Source organism: Mucilaginibacter sp. P2_A5 (assembly GCF_056404995.1).
Map to the genome: position 1 here is coordinate 152,401 of NZ_JBFUCY010000014.1, position 20,200 is coordinate 172,600.

15 protein-coding genes are annotated in these 20,200 nt (G+C 45.2%); 6 read left to right on the forward strand and 9 right to left on the reverse strand.

Going from position 1 to position 20,200, the window contains the following annotated elements; translation table 11 throughout:
* Positions 1-22: 22 nt before the first annotated feature.
* From AC1DXF_RS14170 to AC1DXF_RS14195, 6 genes are all read right to left on the reverse strand, one after another.
* Entirely contained in the window at positions 23-550 is a 528-nt protein-coding gene (locus tag AC1DXF_RS14170; protein ID WP_477449392.1) for a DUF2911 domain-containing protein, read from the reverse strand.
* 306 nt (positions 551-856) lie between these two features.
* The gene (locus AC1DXF_RS14175) at positions 857-3,574 is read right to left on the reverse strand and encodes a hypothetical protein (protein ID WP_477449393.1); all 2,718 of its coding nucleotides are present in this window, start codon (positions 3,572-3,574) and stop codon (positions 857-859) included.
* A 2-nt stretch (positions 3,575-3,576) separates the two neighbouring features.
* Positions 3,577-5,928, reverse strand: a complete 2,352-nt coding sequence (locus AC1DXF_RS14180; RefSeq protein WP_477449394.1) for a hypothetical protein — start codon at positions 5,926-5,928, stop codon at positions 3,577-3,579.
* Positions 5,929-5,953: 25 nt separating this feature from the next.
* A complete protein-coding gene (locus tag AC1DXF_RS14185) occupies positions 5,954-6,661 on the reverse strand; it encodes a hypothetical protein (protein ID WP_477449395.1) in 708 nt (235 codons plus the stop codon).
* Positions 6,658-7,815 carry an AAA family ATPase gene (locus AC1DXF_RS14190; protein ID WP_477449396.1) on the reverse strand — a complete coding sequence of 386 codons (1,158 nt, stop codon included), beginning with the start codon at positions 7,813-7,815 and terminating at the stop codon, positions 6,658-6,660. The genes AC1DXF_RS14185 and AC1DXF_RS14190 overlap by 4 nt, the downstream gene beginning before the upstream one ends.
* Complete coding sequence (locus AC1DXF_RS14195) at positions 7,812-8,453, reverse strand: hypothetical protein (RefSeq protein WP_477449397.1); 642 nt, start codon at positions 8,451-8,453, stop codon at positions 7,812-7,814. The genes AC1DXF_RS14190 and AC1DXF_RS14195 overlap by 4 nt, the downstream gene beginning before the upstream one ends.
* A 422-nt stretch (positions 8,454-8,875) precedes the next feature.
* Here AC1DXF_RS14195 and AC1DXF_RS14200 point away from each other — a divergent pair, with 422 nt between their 5' ends.
* The 6 genes from AC1DXF_RS14200 (at position 8,876) to AC1DXF_RS14225 (ending at position 14,504) form a co-directional block, all read left to right on the forward strand.
* A complete protein-coding gene (locus tag AC1DXF_RS14200) occupies positions 8,876-9,625 on the forward strand; it encodes a carboxypeptidase-like regulatory domain-containing protein (RefSeq protein ID WP_477449398.1) in 750 nt (249 codons plus the stop codon).
* A 157-nt stretch (positions 9,626-9,782) separates the two neighbouring features.
* Entirely contained in the window at positions 9,783-10,682 is a 900-nt protein-coding gene (locus tag AC1DXF_RS14205) for a helix-turn-helix domain-containing protein (RefSeq protein WP_477449399.1), read from the forward strand.
* An 82-nt stretch (positions 10,683-10,764) separates the two neighbouring features.
* A complete protein-coding gene (locus tag AC1DXF_RS14210) occupies positions 10,765-11,598 on the forward strand; it encodes an SDR family NAD(P)-dependent oxidoreductase (RefSeq protein ID WP_477449400.1) in 834 nt (277 codons plus the stop codon).
* A gap of 100 nt (positions 11,599-11,698) precedes the next feature.
* Positions 11,699-12,538, forward strand: coding sequence for an SDR family oxidoreductase (locus tag AC1DXF_RS14215; RefSeq protein WP_477449401.1), 840 nt, complete (start codon positions 11,699-11,701; stop codon positions 12,536-12,538).
* Entirely contained in the window at positions 12,505-12,783 is a 279-nt protein-coding gene (locus tag AC1DXF_RS14220) for an Atu4866 domain-containing protein (protein WP_477449402.1), read from the forward strand. Before AC1DXF_RS14215 ends, AC1DXF_RS14220 begins: the two co-directional genes overlap by 34 nt.
* Before the next feature lie 95 nt (positions 12,784-12,878).
* The gene (locus AC1DXF_RS14225; RefSeq protein WP_477449403.1) at positions 12,879-14,504 is read left to right on the forward strand and encodes an NADP-dependent glyceraldehyde-3-phosphate dehydrogenase; all 1,626 of its coding nucleotides are present in this window, start codon (positions 12,879-12,881) and stop codon (positions 14,502-14,504) included.
* Positions 14,505-14,714: 210 nt separating this feature from the next.
* On the opposite strand, the gene AC1DXF_RS14230 is transcribed toward AC1DXF_RS14225, so the two are convergent.
* The 3 genes from AC1DXF_RS14230 to AC1DXF_RS14240 form a co-directional block, all read right to left on the reverse strand.
* Positions 14,715-15,356: a DUF2306 domain-containing protein gene (locus tag AC1DXF_RS14230; RefSeq protein ID WP_477449404.1), complete on the reverse strand. Its 642-nt coding sequence runs from the start codon at positions 15,354-15,356 to the stop codon at positions 14,715-14,717.
* Entirely contained in the window at positions 15,353-17,284 is a 1,932-nt protein-coding gene (locus AC1DXF_RS14235; RefSeq protein ID WP_477449405.1) for a WG repeat-containing protein, read from the reverse strand. Before AC1DXF_RS14235 ends, AC1DXF_RS14230 begins: the two co-directional genes overlap by 4 nt.
* A 471-nt stretch (positions 17,285-17,755) precedes the next feature.
* Positions 17,756-19,648: a hypothetical protein gene (locus tag AC1DXF_RS14240; protein WP_477449406.1), complete on the reverse strand. Its 1,893-nt coding sequence runs from the start codon at positions 19,646-19,648 to the stop codon at positions 17,756-17,758.
* Positions 19,649-20,200 lie beyond the last annotated feature (552 nt).

Below are 20,200 nucleotides of genomic sequence, written 5' to 3' on the forward strand. Positions count from 1 at the left end.
TTCTGCCTTCTGCTTTTAGCTTCTAATCAAACGCTACAGGCACGGTTAAATTTTCCCAGTTTAGCTGAAACCCTTTTCCGGATATGGTGTAGGTTAGCCGTTCGCTGGTGCCGACAGATTTTTCGGGCTTAACGGTTACCACCGCTACATCTTTTGCAGGGTCCTGGGTGGTGGTACCATCGCGGTTAATGCCCCATTGCCCGGTTTGCGAATTGAAAATGATTTTCCATTCCTTTTCGCCCGGTACTGCGTAAAGGCTGTATTTGCCGGCGGGGATGGCTTTGCCTTGTATGGTTAAGGGCTTATCGGTAGTAAAAATGGTTGCCTGGTTGGCGCCTGCCCGCCATACTTTATCGTAAGGTACCAGCCCGCCCCATATGGTGCGGCCTTTAACCGCGGGGCTGCTGTAAACTATGGTTACCGTAGCGCCATTTATAGTGCCGGTGGCGGTAGCGGCCGGGCTTGCTTTTTCCTGGGCGATAGCTGCAAACGACATCACGATGCTGAATAACACGAGCATAGACGATTTTTTGAATGTGATACTTTTCATAGTGGGTAATGTTTTATTGGTTAATATGAAGCAAGTTACAAGTTATTGACGAAATAAAAATCATCAAACAAAGCTTGTATTAAATAAGTAAACGTGAGGTGGATTTGTTTGATTTTTTTGCAACCTGTATGATGCGGGGGCAATACAGGGAAGCTGCCGCCCGGCTGTTTCGTTGTGTACCGCTGTTCCAATGTCCCCGACTATCGTGATTGAACTTGAAGGTTGGCCGGCAATAGATTTTTTGATCGCGATACGTTAACAATACAAAATACCGGATATAAGCTAAATAGCTGCTCTCCCTATCCGTTACTCCTCAATATTATAAACCGAGATCCTGTTATCCGCCTCCAAAAATGCACAATGATGTCGTTTAGGTATGGCTATGATACGTTCTATTGCATTTTCGGTAGCCAGCGTAGTTATTAGCCGGGGTGCATCATCGCTAATGTCGTAAACCTGGGCTTGTTTGCCGCCGGCTATTACCAGTTTATTGTCGGTTAATAATTTGAGGTCATGCGCGGCGGTGTCTTGTGCAAAAAACGCCGTGCTCATGTTTAACCCTTTAACAGTTGGGGTAACTATTGCACAGCCGTCATTGGTTAACAGGGCTATCTTCAAGGCTGTATGATGACCGCTCACATCAAATTTGATGATGTTGCTTTCCACATGTAACAGCTCTGCTTCGCCGCTCACACTAATCCTAATCAAATCCGCATTAGCACAAAAATAAAAATGATCTTTGCGAAAAAACATAGCCGACGGGGTGAATCCGGAGTCGCCTGAACCTATCTGTTGGCCATTCAACTCACACATGTTGGTGCTTTTTTTCTCGCCATCCGATGAAAAGTGGCTAAGTAACAAGCCTGTGTCATAATGTAACATGGTTATACCCTTGCCATTAAAACAGCAGGCCAGCGCCCGCTCATCCAGCCAGTTTAAACTTTGCAGTTTTAATGATCGCTCAAAATAAGAATCGCTTAATTGCTTATTGATGTGCACGGGAACCCCGTTGCCGACAACCATTACCACATCTGATAGGCCGGCATCGGCCAACAACCAGCATGGCTGCGCACGAGGTTTTATTTTAAAAAGATACTCGTACCTTACTTTACCCTCCCAGTTAGCCCGCATCAGGCCCAGATCGCCGTTTTTTTCGCCAATCGCAATTATCTGGTCGTGGTATACCGCAAGGTCTAAGCATTTGTTATCATTACGGATATTAAGATACGTGGCCTTATTATTAACCTTGGGCAATTGCACCTGGCTGCCAATAAACCGGTTAGCATCCGCGGTAAGCAACCTGTCGCCGGGCACAAATTTGTTCATCAGCTTTAGCCCGCTCATTTCGCCCTGGGTTATTTGTACGCTTATAATTTCGTAGGCTATATTCAGGGTGGTAGCTTCCAATTCCCGGTTGTTATATTTTTTACTGGTATCCGCCAGCACATTCAAAAAGGCCGATTTTTTTAAGCGGGGAACATGATTGGCATATACGCGCCTTACTTCCTGCGGCAGGGTATTGTTTTCGGGGTCATGCACCAAATTAAAATACTCCGCCAGGCAGGCTTCCGGGTTGTTGGTATCCTGCCAGCCGGTCATCAATAAATTAAGCGCGTCGTCTTTTTGCTGTATTTTATCAAGCGTTATTTTGGCGGCCTGCCGGTAATCTTTGGCAGTGGTAAGGCGGTTTACCTTCTCGTCATAATACTTTAAAGCTTTATCGCGCTGGCCAAGCCGGCTGTACAAATCGCCCACTTTTTCGGGGTTATCCAGTTCAATATAAAGCGGTATAGCTTCAGTTAGCAGGCCGCCTTTTTCAAGGCATTCGGCGGCCATTGCCTTGTTATTTAAATGGTCTTTATAAATGGCTGCCGCCTCGCGGTAAAGCTTGCCTTGCTGCAGCACATTGGCGGCTAAATAAAAGTTGCCCAGCAGGTGCGCATAAATATAGGCTGCTTTTTTGAAATTGCCGGCGGCTATGGCCTCATTGGCCGATTGCTCGTACTTTTTATACAACAACTGCCGGTATTCGCCTAAATCCCAGCCATCAACCCTGCCGCCGCCGCCCAGGCCGCGCAGGTTAAAATCAAGCGTTCGGCGGCTAAGTTTTCCCGATGGCGGGGCAACGCCACGATCAAGGTAAGGGCTGTTTAACGGAATTGCATATTTCAAGGCTTCGTCGGCATCTTTATCAAACAAATTCATGAGGCGGTTCAGCTCGCTGTCGCGCTGTTTTTGCAAATCGGTAATTTTGCGGTTTACCCAGTCTTCCAATTCCTGTAAAAGGCCTTTTTTCGGCCGGCGGTAGGGGCTGGCCGAAATAGGAAAAATAGCGGCAAGCACCGTGAAAATAACTTTACCAATAAACGCCAGGGCCAGCAAAAAAAACAGGCCAACCATGGCTATGGCATTGGTTGTTTTTTTTATATTTTTTGATGCCGGCGATTCGCCTTCTTCCGTTACATCAGGGATCTGGCTAAGCGGTACGCTGCCAACATCCTCTTTCAGGGTATCCAGCATGTCGGCGTTTTCATCAGGCTCCAGCCCAATCATCTGCAAGCCGGGCAATGGGTTTAAACCAGGATGGGCGAGGTCCCAGTTTTGATGATGCGGCTGGGGCAGGCCTATAAAATCTGCAAGTTCAATTTTGTCCTTTGCTTCAAAACCCACCAGGCCTATATGTGGGTGAAAAACCTGTACATCCCAAAGCAGCAGTTTTTTTAATTCGTCGGTTCCTGTAACCGGGTACAAAACAGCGTTTGTTGGTATAAACAGTTTGTCGGCCAGTTTACCGTACGGATACCTGATCATTTGGGCGGCAGGTGCGGCCCCGTTAAATACCACAAATAAACCGCTCGCCTGGTTGTTGGCTATACTGTGCGGCAGCAGGTAACAGCTTAATGTTTGCAGGTCGGTTTGCCAGGTATCCATGTGGGCAAACCAATCTGCAGCCCTTTCACCCGGCACAAATGCCGCGTGAACAGGGAGGTTGGTATGTTGGCTATATTTGAATTGCAGCTGCATGGTTAGGCCAGTTTATCAATAAAAGGTTGAATATAGTTGTCATAAAAATCCCCCGCCGCTATATAGGTATTTGGTTGGGCATCGGTAAAATAAGAAGAACCGGTAACCATACCATCAGATGCCCAGCAGGCGGTAGTTTTATCTACAATTAATATAATAGTTACCTCGGGCAGGGATGCATCGGCACTTTTTAAATGCAGCAGCCCCCTGGAATCAACCACGGCCTCGCTGCCGTTTGCCCATATAAATTTACTGAATTTTATTTTAGGCAAATGCTCAATCAGTACCGCTTCCTGCTTGTAGGGCTTTCTCCATTCGGCCTGGCCGGCGTTATCCTTAAAGCTCAAATGGTTTCCTGTAGGGTCGAGCCTTAAATCGCGATGATCAACAAACAACCTGCCATTGGTGCTTACATAAACATTGGTTGCCGAGCAGATTGCGCTATAACCATTATTGATGAATTTTTTGGCCTGGTTAAGGAGGTTGATATGTGGCGTAACTTTAATGTGGCTAAATGCCATCATGCTCCTGTTTTCGTTATCACTAATAAAAACCCGTTGCCCGGTTTTCGGATTTATAGTAGGTATATCGTCGTTCGTTTTAATGTAGAATAGATTATCGAGAAACCGCACATCATTAGCTTTTAACGGAACAGATTGCACCATGCTGTAGGTATAATGAATAATATCCAGTTGGTAGATAAGCACAAAGTCATTCGCCGGTATTTTAACCAGTAAGAACAGGGTTTCGGCACCGCCATCGCCCCAAAAATATTCGCCGGTTTCTATATGGTTAACCAGCTCAATGGCGCCGCGGTCTTTGGCTTGCCAAAGCAGTACGCGTTTATCCTGGGTAATAATTACCGCCCGCTGCTGGTTAAACCTAACCACGTCGGGCTTCAGTTTTATTTTGGATGCCGGGAAATACAGCGGGAAATCGCGGTGCTGCAACATGGCCGGCCAGGCCGATTTGTTGGTGTTGTTATAGAATCGTTTGGGCCGGGCAAACAGCAGGCTATCCAGGTCGATAGTAGCCTGGTTAAGCAGCTTATGCCTGCCGCCCTGGGTTTCAAACAGCTCGATATGCCCATCGCGGCCTACTACAACCAGGTAATCCAGCTGATCTTTAAGCGGTAAAAAATGGGCCAGGAAAGCAGTATCCTCTTTATAATGTGCCGCTGTGATCATGATGTACTTGCCTTTTTGCCCTTTTTGATCACTTAAAAACTTACCAAGCTGCGCGCCGCAATTCAGGGCCGGGTCAAGCTGCTCTAATGTTTGAATGATCCCTTCCTTGCTATGCAGATCTATTGCTGTGGCTTGTTTGCCGCCTAATGCCCAGGCATTCATGGCCTCCTTTTTTTTGCGGCCTTCGCTAAAAGCCAGTCCGGCCGCCAAACCGAATATACGGGGCAGCCCCCACATTTTTAAAGTGGTATCCAGCAGAATGTGCCATTCCTGGCTATTGTTTACGGGCAGCTCTTCGCGTTGCAGAAACAAGGCCTCGTTATTGGCCAGGCGGGCTGTAAGCAGCAAATCGTCCTGGGCAAGTTCGCTCAGGAGTAATTTATCATAATGCCCGCGATTGCTGATATCAGAAACCCCGCCCACAGATTGATCGCTGCTGCCGCTTAAATGCATAGGGATGCTAAGCGCGCCAATAATATGCCGGGCCAGCATACTGATGCCCGCGGTTTTTGCATCAGCCTCCAAAATATCAAACAAGTTACCGGGTACCGGCGCAGGCAGTTCTATTTCGGCCTTGCCGGGTAACGCGGTTAGCCCGGTGCGCAGTTTGAGTTCTAAAGCTTCTTTGGTGGGGAATTCTTTAAGTGCCTGCCTTAATGGTTCAAGGTCGCCTACAAGGGTTTCAGCATCTGGGTTTGTGTCCGTTGCAAACAATATATCATCCAGCTCGCCGCTTTTAAACTTTTGCAACAGGGCTTTTAATTCTCCCATATCTCCGGTATGGTTATCCTCAAAAATAGCCTGATATAGTGGGATTCTTTTTAACCCCATCCGGTATTGATAAGGCAGTGAATTAACTACACGCAAAAAAGATAGTGTAGAACTAACCAGGTTTTCAAGCCTGATTTTATCATAGTCGGATGGCGCTTGCTGGCAAATCTGCTGAATAAGTTCCTCGATTGGATATATCGCTTCAAAGTTGTCCTTACAAGCACAAAACAATAGTATAAAAGTGCCAAATGGTATTGGTCTGGATAAGTTTAACGACTCTAAAATAAAAACAAGGTCTTCCCGGTAGCAAACCGTACGGCCATTACTAAATTCAATTACCTTTCCCCCTTCAGCCCACTTCCAAAAATAATAAGGAGAGGCCGCAAAATACTTCATTGTATCCAACGTCAAATTATCCATATCAACCCACCCGCGTTAAGCGTACCGCGCTACGTTTGGCAGGTACAAAATCTGTTAAGGGCACTTGCTGGTAGTTGCCGTCGTGGTTAAATAATACCAGCGCCTGCTTATCATCAGTTAACCGGGTAGCTATGAGCGATGCAATTGCCGGCGGATTAAAATCATAACCGGCCGGTAGCAGCATTTGCCCGCTGCGCCAGTACGTTTGCCCCTTGATGGCCGGCAAAGGCTGGCCGGTAATTAATGTTTTGCCCGATGATGATACCGCGAAACTCAGCTGCCTTAACCGGGTAAACGGGGCTGTATCTGCATATGTTTTCCAATCCTCCAGGTCGGTTAGCAAGGCGAAGGCTTCGTGCGATACGCCCGATCGCTCCAGGCGCAGCTCCATTTTATTGTTTAGCTGGCCGGGCAAGGCAGATACCGGCATAGTTACCGGCATAAATATTTTGATGGGCTGCCAGTCGAGCGTTTTCAGGATCCCGGTAGGGGTTAAACCGCCGGCCGGGAACAGCCTGTTTTCGGTATCCAGTTCGTAAGATCGCAGTACAGGAAGTGAGTTAAGCTGAATATCCGGCTTATTACCCGGCATAATTCCCCTGAGCCAGATGTTATCGCCATCCATAGCCGCTTTAAGCCCCGGAATACCCCGGATCGTGCCCAAGGCATGCCGGTACCGGTTTTCTATTACCAGTATCAACTCTTTCATGCGGTATGCATTATCTGTTTCCACAACTCGTCAATGGGCTGCTGCACGTATTTGCGCTGCTCTTCGTTACCTATCCACTCGCAGCGGCTGTTAATGTGCGAGAGCCTGTCTTTTATAAGCGACTTGTCGGCCATCGAAATTTCGGGCTCCTGCCATTGCTCCGTTAGCTTTTGAACTTCGCTATACAATTCATCGGCATTGGGCAAGGCGTTAAGCGAGGCGCGGGGGTGCTGTGCATGTGTATCCTCGTCCATGTTTACCACCTCGTTCACAATATTGCTGATGATCTCGCGCTGTTCCTCGGTATCCCAGATATGCCTCAACACCCAAAGATCAGATGGTATGGCCTTTTGCCTTTTGCAGATGATAGCGCTGGCGGCAATCAGGCGCTGTAGCTTTACGGCCCGCCTGTCGGACACCTGCAGCCCGGCATTGCGCAGCTTCTGGATGAGCTCGATGTACTGCGGCCTTATTTCAACAAGGTCAACCAGGGCCGTAAAATCCTGTAGCTGCCTTACCTCATCGGCGGTGATGGCTGGCTTTTCGGTCACCTTTTTTTGTTCCAGTGTCCAGCCGGCATTCAGCAGGGCATTCAAATGCTGCGGATCAACGTTATCACAACGCACGCGGATCAAAAACCGGTCAAAAAGAGCTTGCAGGGCCTCGTCCTCGGGCAGGTGGTTACTGGCGCCAATTACCATCAGCGCGGGCAGCTGCCGGGTTTCGCGGCCACGGCGAAAAATCTTTTCGTTTAATACCATCAGCAAGCTATTCAGGATAGCACTGTTGGCATTCAGCAGCTCGTCCAAAAAAATCAGCGAAGCCTCGGGCAGCATGCCTTCGGTATTGGTAACCAATTCGCCGTCGCGCAGCTTACGAATATCAAACGGGCCAAAAAGCTCGTTCGGCTCGGTAAAACGGGTAAGCAGGTATTCAAAGGTTTTGCCATCAAGCAGTTTGGATAGCTCGCGCACGGTGGCGCTTTTGGCGGTACCCGGCGGGCCTAATAAAAAAAGGTTTTCGCGACCAACCAGGCAAATGCCCATCAGGTCGATAATCTCGTCCTTATCAACAAAAGTTTGCTTCAGATGGTTTAAAACCGCCAGTAGTTTATCTACTATCGGGAATTGATTAGTTGTAATAGCTGTGTTCATAAAATAATATCATGGGGCAGGGCAAGCAATTCAAAACCCGGCCAAAGCCGGGCCTGGTGCATGCCCATAATTTCTTTCAACGTGTTTTGTTCGGCAATGCCTTTTAAACGTGTAATATCGCGATGTGCAATGATCCTGTCCAGGTAAGTATATTTGAGCGATGGATGGTCAACTATCACCCCGGTATCAACCGATGGTTCGATGCTTAATCCAACGGATGAGAATGGCCAGGCCGCTGCGGTTTGTTTTAAGTAGACAACCAGTGGATCATCGGGTGCAATGCCGCTGCTCAGCTTAAACAGGCTGCCCAGGTGCCTCAGTACCAGGTCGGCCGAGTAAACGGCACCGGCAGATTGTTCGTCGGGAAATGGTTGCAGGTATTGGGCCATCACGGTTTCGTCCAAATCGCGCAGCAGCACCAATTGGGCAGCGTAAAAAAGAAATTTAGCCGCCCATAAAGCAGCGCCGGGCTCAAATGCAGGCGCGGCATAAGGCATTTCCAGTTTATCGGTATCGTGCAGTTGATTTAGTAATACAAGCGCGGCGCGTTCATCATCTTCCTGGAAAACAGTCATCTGGCGTGGTAGTAACACTACGCCATCATTCATCAGCCGGGTTAAAAATTCGTTCAGGTTCAAGTGTTTAAATTAACGTATTTTATTGAATTAAACAAAGCGGGAACACGCTTTAATAAATATACGTGTGCATAACACGGTTAAGCGGTAATTTTTTCCGGTGAAGTGGCCTAACATTCATAAAACATCAGGGCCATTGACAAGGTGTTACCCAAAGACGATTGGTTTGATTTTTTAAACACCCGCGCAAGACGGTACCCCAATTGGTTAAAAGATGTTAAAAGCAATACAGGAAAGCTGCCGCCCGGTTATATTTGTAAGGCGCTCATTAATAGTCCTAAGCCGGAAGTTCTGAGTCTTGAGTCGAAAGCCTTAAGCTGGAAGTCCCAGGTGGCGAGCCTTAAGCCCCAAAAAGCCTGGCTTTTGACTCAAAACTTCCGACTCAAGACTTAGGGCTCACGACTTAGAACTTACCACTACCACCTATGCGGCACCTGCTTATCATATTTTTTATTTGCACCAGCCTTGCGGGTTACGCGCAAAAAATAAACGGCATAGTAACCGATAAGGCAACCGGCCTGCGCATTAGCGGCGCGCTGATAAGCACCGGCAGTTCGGCCGCTATAAGTGATATGGCGGGCATTTTTAGCATCAGCGTAGCCAGGGCAGGGGATACCTTAAGGGTAAAGATGCAAGGTTACAAGCGGTATGCATTACCGGTTGACCCGTCAAAAACCACTGACATTATTGTACAATTGGAGCAGGCCACTATTCAGCTGCAGCAGGTAAACATCAGTGCCCGGCGCGATAGGGTGAAAGATTCCATCAGCACCCGCATTCAGTTTGCCAAAGATTTTAACAGCCACCCGCCAAAGTTTTCGGATATCATCAGGCCGGGCGCGTCTGTCGGCCCCATACCTATGGTTGGCGTTTCCATTGTGCCCAGCCAGCTGATCGCCCTGCTAACTTACAAACACAGCAATGCCTATAGGTTTAAGCAGGCGCTCATCCGCGATGAAGAGGGCAAATATGTGGATAGCCGTTTTAGCGACGAGCGGGTGGCCCAGCTCACGGGCCTGCAGGCCGATTCGTTATACCACTTCATTAACCAGTACCGGCCCGCCGCCGCCCAGGTACGCAAAATGAGCGACTATGATATTTTTACCTACATCAAAAAAAGCGCTGCAAAATTTCGGAAACCACACCGCGACGACGTAAAAGAAGTGGAGTTTTAATTTTTTGTATAAAAGTTAATTTTTTTTGAAAATTATTGTTCAAAAAGTGACTATAAATTACCTGAAAATTGTAAAAAAATACAAGAAAAATGTCGCTGCCAAGCCGGAACAGTAAAATCACCACTTGACATGTGGTTTGAATTTTGTAATTTTGATTATGACTACCGAAACACTTGAAGATTTTTACAAAAACAAATTTGACTGGCTGCCCAATAACCTGCAGCAAAACATAGGTCATTTTAATGTTTTTAAAATTGAGGATTGTATTGGCCCCAATGCCAAACCGGTTACCTACAGCCGCCGGAGCTTTTATAAAATAAGCCTGATGCGGGGTGAAAATATTATCCATTATGCGGATAAGAGCATTACGCTGTCGGGCACCTCGCTGATGTTTTTTAGTCCGCTTGTGCCCTATACGTTTGAGCACATGAGCGACGACCGCACGGGTTTTTTCTGCATTTTTACCGAAGAGTTTTTTGTGGAGCGGTTTCGCAATGGCTTGAGCGAACTGCCCATGTTCGGGCTTAACGCCAAACCGGTATATCAGCTTGACCGGGCTCAGGACGAATACGTTACGGGCTTATTTAAGAAAATGACGGACGAAATTAGTACCGATTATGCTTTCAAATATGAGCTGATCCGCAATTACGTTACCGAATTGTGCTACTACGCCCTTAAAACCCAGCCGTCCGAAAATGTGTATAAACATGCCGATGCCAAATCGCGCATAACATCGGTATTTACCGAGCTGCTGGAGAGGCAGTTCCCGATAGAAACGCCTTCGCAGCGCTTTGCACTGCGGTCGGCCAACGATTTTGCGCAGCGGTTATCGGTACACGTAAACCACCTTAACCGCGCCATCCGCGAAACCACCGGCAAAACCACCACCGACCATATCGCCGACCGTCTGCTGAGCGAAGCCAAATCCCTCCTGCGCCACACTGATTGGAATATCTCGGAAATAGGCTACTGCCTGGGTTTTGAAGAGCCGACGCATTTTAATAACTTTTTTAAAAAACAAACCCAGGTTACGCCCTCCCGGTTCAGAAATGTTTGAATTTCGTAATAATTGGTTTGAATAGCGTAATTACTCCCTTTTGCTGTCATATTACCTTTGTTTTATCAAAAACAAACACACTATGGACAACAAAAAAGTATGGTTTATCACTGGCGCCTCCAAAGGTTTCGGGCTCAGTTTAGTAAAACAATTACTGGATGCTGGCCAGCTTGTTGCCGCCACTTCCAGGAACCAGCAGGAGCTTGTAGCTGCCGTTGGTTCAAACAGTGCTGATTTTTTACCCCTCCAGGTCGACCTGGTTAACGAGAGCAGCGTATCCCTGGCCCTGCAGCACACCTATGAAACATTTGGCCGGATGGATGTGGTTATCAACAATGCCGGCTACGGCATTGGCGGTGCTATTGAGGAGCTTACAGATACCGAAACCCGCGCAGCCTTTGATGTAAATGTATTTGCTACCCTTAATGTAATCAGGTTTGTGATGCCTTACCTGCGTAAACAGCGTTCGGGGCATGTTATAAATATCGCTTCGATAGCAGGTATTACAGGCGGTGCCGGATGGGCGGTATACGCGGCGGCCAAATCGGCTGTAATTGGCCTGTCGGAAGTATTGGCTTTGGATGTTAAAGCGCTGGGTATCAAAGTTACCGTAGTAGCCCCGGGCGCGTTCCGCACCAGTTTCCTTACCGCCGATTCGTTAACAGTTACCCAAAACCCTATTGCCGAATATGAAGATGTGAGGCATTCGCATTGCAAATACCTCAGCATGAACGGCCAGCAGGCCGGCGATCCTGAAAAGGCCGCAGCAAGTATCATCAACGTGGTTTATGAAGAGAATCCGCCGTTGCGCCTGCTATTAGGTGGCGATGCCTATAACCGCGCCCTAACTAAACTGGACGGACTGTACAAAGAGATTCACGAATGGGAGAACACTACCTGCGCCACTGATTTTTAAGTATTTATAGCTCCTAAAAAGACCACACGATAATCAACACAAATAATCACCCGGTGAAATCATTTTAAAATCAATGAATTCGCCATAAAAAAGTATAATCATGAGCAATCAAAATATATGGTTTGTAACCGGCGCCTCGAAAGGCCTGGGACTCACCCTTGTAAAAAAACTATTAAGCCAAGGCTATAAAGTAGCCGCCACATCAAGAAACATCAGCGACCTGGAAAGTGCAGTAGGCGTAACCAGCGATGCGTTTTTACCACTCGCCGTTAACATCAAAAGCGAAGAAAGCGTACAGCAAGCTATCGAGAAAACCATCAGCACTTTTGGTAAAATAGACGTGGTAGTTAACAACGCCGGTTACGGCATGCTGGGCGGCCTGGAAGAAACAACCGACCAGGAGACCCGCGACAACTTTGATGTAAATGTATTTGGATCGCTAAACATCATTCGCAAAGCATTGCCCTATCTGCGTGCGCAACAATCAGGACACATTATCAATATTTCTTCGATAGGCGGCTTTGTTGGTGGTTATCCGGGTTTTGGGATTTACTGCGCCACCAAATTTGCGGTTAATGGTTTTTCTGAAGCCCTGGATGCCGAGGTAAAACCGTTTGGTATAAAAGTTACAATTGTTGAGCCGGGCTATTTCCGCACCAACTTCCTTTCCGAGGGATCATTAATCACGCCTAAAAACCCGATTGATGCTTATCAGAATGTGCGCGACTCGCAAAATCTGCATCAAAACCAGATGGATCAGCAACAAGCAGGCGACCCTGAAAAAGCGGCTGCCGCGATGATTAAAATTGCAAACCAACCCGATGCCCCACTGAATTTATTTTTAGGTGCAGATGCCTATCAGCTGGCCCACCAAAAAATAGCATCGGTACAAAACGATTTGGAAACATGGAAAGAATTAACAACCTCAACTGGTTTTTAACCACAAAAAATAATGAGCACATAGGCGTTTGGGTAACCAAAGACGGTTATATACGCCATGAATTTTTACCAAACGGCCGTTACAATGAAGCGCGCGGCGATATAAAAAGCGCTTACACCGGTTACTATAACAGGTTAGGTAACCACGTTGAATACCTGGACGATACCGGCTTTGTAGCCGAAGGTGATTTTAAAGACGGCGTTTTTTATCACGCGGGTATGGTATTATATAAAGAGAGTGCCTGAATTGCAAATTTCGCAATTCTGCTTATCGGCCATAAAAAAGCTTGCTTATAAAAGCAGGCTTTTTTTACCTTTATAAAATCTAATACCTATAAAATATGAGTTTTAAAGATCAGATAACTTCGATATTTGTGCCCGAAAGCCAGATTGGCTTTGGATTTCAGACCGAAGAAGTACACCAGCGTGAATACCTGAGCGATGGCGAAATGAAACCATGGGATGGCGAAGTAAACGAAGTATACTCGCCAATTGGCTTTTTTGATGCCGATGGGAATTTTGCCCGCAAGCTAATTGGAACGTACCCGGTTTGCACCGAAAAGGAAGCATTTGAATCGTTAGATGCAGCCATTGCAGCTTATGATAATGGCCGTGGCGAGTGGCCTACCATGAGCATTGCCGACCGCATTAAATGCATGGAGCGCTTTATTTACAAGATGAGCGAGCAGCGCAGCCTGGTAGTAAAACTGCTGATGTGGGAGATAGGCAAATCCTATGGCGATTCGGCCAAAGAGTTTGACCGTACCATCGAATACATCAATGCAACCATCGATGCGCTGAAAGATATCGACCGCCAATCGTCACGTTTTGAAATGGCCGAGGGCCTGGTCGCTCAAATCCGCCGTTCTCCGTTGGGGGTAGTGCTGTGTATGGGGCCGTTCAATTATCCTTTGAATGAAACTTTCACCACATTAATCCCCGCCCTTATTATGGGCAATACTATACTTTTTAAACCACCTAAGCACGGTACGCTTTTACATTACCCATTATTACGCGCTTTCCAGGAATCGTTCCCTAAAGGTGTAGTGAATACCATTTATGGCCGCGGTTCTGTGGTAACGCCCGGGTTGATGGCCTCCGGCAAAGTAAATGTGCTGGCCTTTATCGGATCAAGCAAGGTAGCCAATGACTTGAAAAAACGTCACCCCAAAATAAACCGCTTGCGCGCGGTATTGAGTTTGGATGCTAAAAATGCTGCTATCGTAACCAAAAATGCCGATTTGCAATTAGCTGTTAACGAGTGTATTTTGGGTGCGCTATCGTTCAATGGCCAGCGGTGTACGGCCATAAAAATGATATTTGTTCAAAAAGATGTAGCCGACGAATTTTTGAAATTATTGAGCGAGGCCGTTGCTAAACTCCCGTTCGGCTTACCCTGGGACAAAGATGTAAAGCTTACCCCCTTGCCCGAACCGCATAAGCCGGCCTACCTTACAGATATTGTTGAAGATGCAATTGCCAACGGCGCAAAAGTAATTAACGAAAACGGCGGCGAAACGGTGGCATCCTTCTTTTACCCGGCCATTGTGTACCCGGTTAATGAAAAAATGAAGCTATACCGCGAAGAGCAGTTTGGTCCGGTGATTCCGGTTGTTCCCTTTGAGTCGATAGAAGAGCCTATTGAGTACCAGATAGACTCGCCGCATGGTATGCAGGTGAGTCTATTTAGTAATGACGCCAGGGAGATCTCATCGCTGATCGATCCGTTTGTGAACCTGGTAAGCCGGGTAAATATTAACTGCCAGTGCCAGCGCGGGCCGGACGTGTTCCCCTTCACCGGTCGTAAAGATAGTGCCGAGGGTACCCTTTCGGTACATGATGCATTAAGGGCATTCTCCATCCGCTCGCTCGTTGCTACTAAAATGAATGAAATCAATAAGCAGTTGCTTAACGATATTGTGAATGATAATGACAGCAATTTTTTGAGCACGAAGTTTATACTTTAAAGGCCCTTGACGTATTCAATTTCCCTGTCATCCTGAGGTACGAAGGATCTATTCTACACCATGCAAAAACGATTGCAAAGTTCACCGATAGAAAAGTTCGCGAATAGATCCTTCGTACCTCAGGATGACAGTCTTTTATTTTAGTATGTCATTCCACCTTCAGAATTTCGCGAAATTTTACAACTCAGGATGACAATCTTTTTTTGAATGTCATTCCCCTTTAGATATACCCAAGTTATATTTTCTATTCCGCCAGTTTATCACCTCCACCAACACTAAATTTGGCACCCAGCTTAAAAAAGCGATAATGATATAATTATTATCAAAATTTACCCCGTTGCCAAAAACGTGGAAAAGCAGGATATAAAAGCGCAAGGTTACCGCCCCAAATGCCAGGCCGTAGCTGCGGCGCATCATTTTAACATGATCGTCAATATTCCCTTTTTTGATAAATGTAAATGCCAATACAGTTGATAATACCCAAAGCGTATTTTGCACCAGGAACGATATAAAAACGCCAGTACCCCGGCCAACAAACAGCGTCATGACGTAAGCCCCGGGCGCGGCTATAAACAATACTCCACAGATATATATTTTCCCCAACGCCTTGTGTAGCCTGCGGTTGCTGTATACCGTTTTGGAAAACTGGAAAAAGCCAACCAGCAATATAATGCTACTGGCAAAAATATGGCAATAAAATGCCGGCATATACCAGCCCGTTTTAATGGCTGCCTGTTTAAACCCTAAAAAGAAAGCATGATTATGCGCAAAACTCTCATAAAAGGTACCCAGGCTTAAAATGGCTATCCATATAAAAGCAAAGTATCTTAACAGCCTCGCGGTAATACTCATCTGGCAGTTAAAGCATTGATCTTTTTAATATTTAATGGTTTTTCGTTTAGCTTGTTGTTAATAAAGGCAATATTATATTTATCAATAGTGGTTAATGAATCGTCGACATTCGCGTTTTTTGTGGTATCAGATGAGTTAAAGCGATAGTCAAAAACATCATTCCATTCTTTTGCTTTAAACCTGTATTTATACGAAGCATAAATCTCATTTTTCATATATTGAAGCATTTCCTTAGTCAAATGGTCTACCGTTTTAGTTTTTCTGTTAGGATATGGCCCTATGCCTAAAGTGTAACAAGCCTGCAAGTATGAATCATCAAGCTTTACATATTGTGTAGGGAATACCCTTTTTGATTCCAATGCTACAAATTTGCCATCCTTTACTTGCAGGTAATGGTATAAAGGCCCCTCGTCAATATCTTCAGCCTGGCCATGTAAAACAACGCCAATATCCGATGTGGTTTTAAACTCAAATAACGAATCATTGAGCGCCTTGATTGAATTCTCGCGGCAATCACCCGTCAGGTTTCCAAAATCTTCCTCTTCTCCTAAGCTTAAATCCGCATTAAAGCCTAATATCTGGTTGCGCTTTTTATCAACTACAAGCACATTTTTACTTTGGTAAAGCCCTCCGCGGCCGCCTAAGTAATCATTGGCAATAGTATAATAAACGCTTTCGAACCAATTATCAGCACTTTCTTCTTTACCTGCACCATCAAATGAAACGGCTATCGACCCGCTGCCATCCTGCATTTCCTCTGAATCGGTTCCTGATAATTTTCGTAACGGGTTAGGAAAATCTATAAATCGGGGCAATAGCTGCAGGTTGGCAAGATACGACGGCGATATAATAATCGAGGTTGACCAATCCCGCGAATTATATTCCATGATATTTTTTGAGCTCTTTTCTGATAAAACATAGGATTCGCCAAAAGTTTTAATTTGAGTTATCGCGTCGGCAATCTTAAAATCCGTTATTTTATCAGATATCGTAGTATCCCCCTTCAGATAAAAAAAGTCTCCGCCGTTTTTCAATACTGCTAAATTCTCACCGGCTTTTAACGGATAAATATCGTCGTAATCAGCATCAGCAATCAATTTACCACCAGTGTTATAAAGACCTTTTTTACCACCTTTTTCAACTTCAATTAAACCATCTACAGTCCCTCCAACATTGTGTATCAAATCATATTCAACCGGGATTATCTCTTTAAGGTCCGGATTTACAAGTCCCATTTTAAACTCATCGTGTTTTGTTTTATATGGATTAGGGTTATAGAAATCAACCGGAAATTTGCCCTTTACTACGTAATAGAATGTTTTTTGATTTACATGATCGAACCATACAACGCTATCATAACGTGTTTTAAGCTGATCTGCTGCTTTAAACGCGGCAAGGGTAATAGCGCTGTAGATTTCCTTCTCAGGGGTAATTTTAATATAGATTTTGTTTTGAAAAGCTACATAGTCTTTCACAAACCCCTTGGCATCCACCTGGGTAATTTTATATTGCCCCCCTTGCAGTTTATGAATGGTAAATAAAATGGTCGACCGATCTTCAAGTACGCCATCGTGATTAAACCGGGTAACAACTAATGCCGTTGCAAACTCCTGGTTAATGATGTTTACAACTGCATCCTCGGTATTCATGCTCGTTTTAAACAGTGGCTTATCCTTGCCGCCGGTATTGGTTTTATTGGTAAGTACGCTTAGCAATACCTTAACAGCTTTGCTCTTTTGCTGGTCTTCAAAATAGGTTTTGGCCGAATCAATATCGCCCGCCTGGATATGTTTGTTAAAAGCGTTTAAAAAGTGTACAATCTCGCTTTTGCCTGGTTTATTTTGACTCCTGTATTTAAAGAATGCAAAACAACTTGCTGCAACCACCAAAACAATGGCCGTTATAATGAGGATAGGTTTGGTTTTCATGATACCAAGATATTAAATTATTTGAAAAGCAATGAGTAGAAATTTTAGGCTCTATGACACTTTGTATGGGTTGATCGATTTCAATTAGCTTCTACATAACTCTCTTTAAGGGCCATCGGCCCGACACATATTGTAGCCGCGGGTTTCAACCCGTGGATGATTGGTCAAAACACGAAAAGAGTGCTATCGGCACGGCCCATATTTTGATCTAAATCCAAGTATTTTTAATTTGTTCAATCGATATTTACGCATTGCTCATATGAATCGAACCTTCCTCTCTATCGTTTTCTTCGTTTTTTTCCACGGGTTAAAACCCGTGGTTACAAGATTGGCCGAGGCTACGCCTCTAATTCGTGTTGAACAAGCCCTTGATGTGTCAACAAAATATATCCTTAGAAGCTAATCAGCATCCCATCTGCGTTACCCACACAAAACGTCATAGAACCAAATTTTAACCTTATTTCCCGGCGCTTATTTGGCTGCCAGTGTGTTTGCTTTTAATTTACTGTTTATAAAGTTGATGTTGTACTTATCGATGCCGGTTAACGAGTCATCGACGTTTGTATTTTTTGCTTTATAATCGGGTAAGGTTTCGCCAAATATCTCCGCCCATGTGGCATCTTTAAAATCGTAGTTATACGATGCATAGATCTCGTTTTTCATATACTGCAAAACATATTGGTTTATACTGCCTTGCTCATTTTTCCAGTTATCCTTATCGGCTTTTACCAGGTATACGTAACATCCGTTCAGGTCACTATCGGCCATCTTTCTTATTTTGGTAAAGCCAAATTGCCTGCCGGTGTTTTGTTCAAACAAGCGACTCTTTTTTAAGCCCAGGTAATGGTAAAATGGCATCTGGTAAAGCGTGGTGCCATTAAGTAATTTTACAAGCACCCTTGATGGCATCATTACCTCAAATAACGAATCATTCAATGCCTTTACTTTATATTTCATACAATCGGCCGAGCTTCCGGGCTCTCCCTCATTATCAGACACTGCATTAATTACAGACGAACCGTAAGCTTTATTCCGCTTTTTATCAATGATTACCAGGTTTTTGGCTGTGTATAAGCCCGAACGGCCATCAATGTAATGGTTTTTTATGGTGTAAAATAAACTCAGCAGCCAATTGCCGCCACCGTTAACTTTCGCAGCAGCTTTACCGTCCCTTTCAACCCTGTAGCTGCGGCTTGCGCCAAATGCAAAAACATTTCGCCTCAATGGGTTTTCAAACACCTTTATGGTAGGTATTAACCCCAGGTCGACAAGGTATGATGGCGGTATATAAATACTCCCATGCATGCGCCGCGAATTAAACTCGGTTACATCATTGCCCGGGTTTTTGGTTACTGTAAAAGGGGGTGCCTGTTTAAGTTGGGTTAACAGATCTGTTATCCGAAGGTCGGCTTTATCGGAAATGGTATAATCTTTTCTGAGCCAGTAAAAGTGGTCGTCCTTTTTTAAAGCAGCCAGGTATCTGCCGTTTTTAACGGCCATGATCTGGTCATATTCAACCGGTGCTATTACCTTCCCCGATAGATCATAAAGCCCCCGTTTGTGATCTTTTTCTACCTCAACGAGGTTGGGCACGGTTCCGCCTATATTATGTACCACATCAAAACCCACGGGAATTATTTCTTTAAACTGCGGGTTCACAAGGCCCATTTTGTAAGTTTTGGCAGTGTCCTTATCTTCCCTGAACGCTTTGTAAAAGTCCCATTTTCCGTTGATTACATAAAACCAATTTTTGCCGTTTAGGTGGCTAAACCATATAACACTATCGTATTTTGCGCGCAGACCTGCAACGTCCTTAAACGCGCTTAAGGTTGCCGGGGTATACACCTCCTTATCCGGGTACCGGTTTTCTTCTACATAATTGGAATAGTTTTGATGTGCTATTATAAAATCCCGGCCATCAAGTTTTAAAATTTTATATTGATGCAGGCCTGTTTTTTGAACAGTGAAGTAAACCTGCGAATATTTTTTAGCTAAACCATCCTTGCTAAACGTAACAGGCACAGTTGCCACAGATAACGCAGCATTGATAAACCGTACGGTAGCCTTATCCGCGTTAAAATCAACCTTAAAACCCCCTTCTTGTAACGCGTTATCTTCCTGCGGCGCCCCGGTTAACACCCCCAATGTTTCATAAACGCCCTTGGTTTCGCGTCCATCCTTAAAAAAATCCAATAGCGGCTGAGTCCCGCTCTCATTAGAAAAGCTTTTTTTAAAAGATGTCAAATATTGCACTATTTCGTCGCTTTTGGACGATGAGAGATTTTTACTGCGGATAAAAAGGATACAGCACGCCGCCAGAATTATAGCAGAAGCTGCGAGAATGAGAAAAGGTTTAATTTTCATGATATTGAGACAGGTTTTCTTATCAACGTTAGAAGTATCGTATAAGTATATTGTGGTCAGTTTGTTAGATGAAAAATTTTCCGTCTTTAAGGGATAGGAAAACGAAACGCGGGGTAGTGCTCCTCTGGAGCACAAAACAACTAATTCTTTATTTCTACAAAGCTTTCACCCCGCTGGGGTGGCCTAAACGCCGGATAGTTTAACCCAAGGATCATCAGAGGCCTCGCCGGGGCGGAAATCAAAATGTAAACAACTAATAGGGTTAAAGAAAAGTGTAAACCTTTTCCAGGACGAGACTTTTTTCAGGACGAGACGAGAAAAAAAATCCAAAGAATCAGATAAATCTGTTTAATCCGGGTTCAGACAAAAGCGTTAGGGATTGACGCGGATACCGGCCTGTGGCTAATGCTCGTGCAGTATAAGCAAAAAGCCCGGCCGCAGGCAACGCCCTGAAAAAATTGACAGCGCAGACGGTAACAGCTGATGTTGAAAGTCCTAGCAAATGCAAAATTGACATGTATAGACAAAATGTATTCCATAAAAATCAAACTA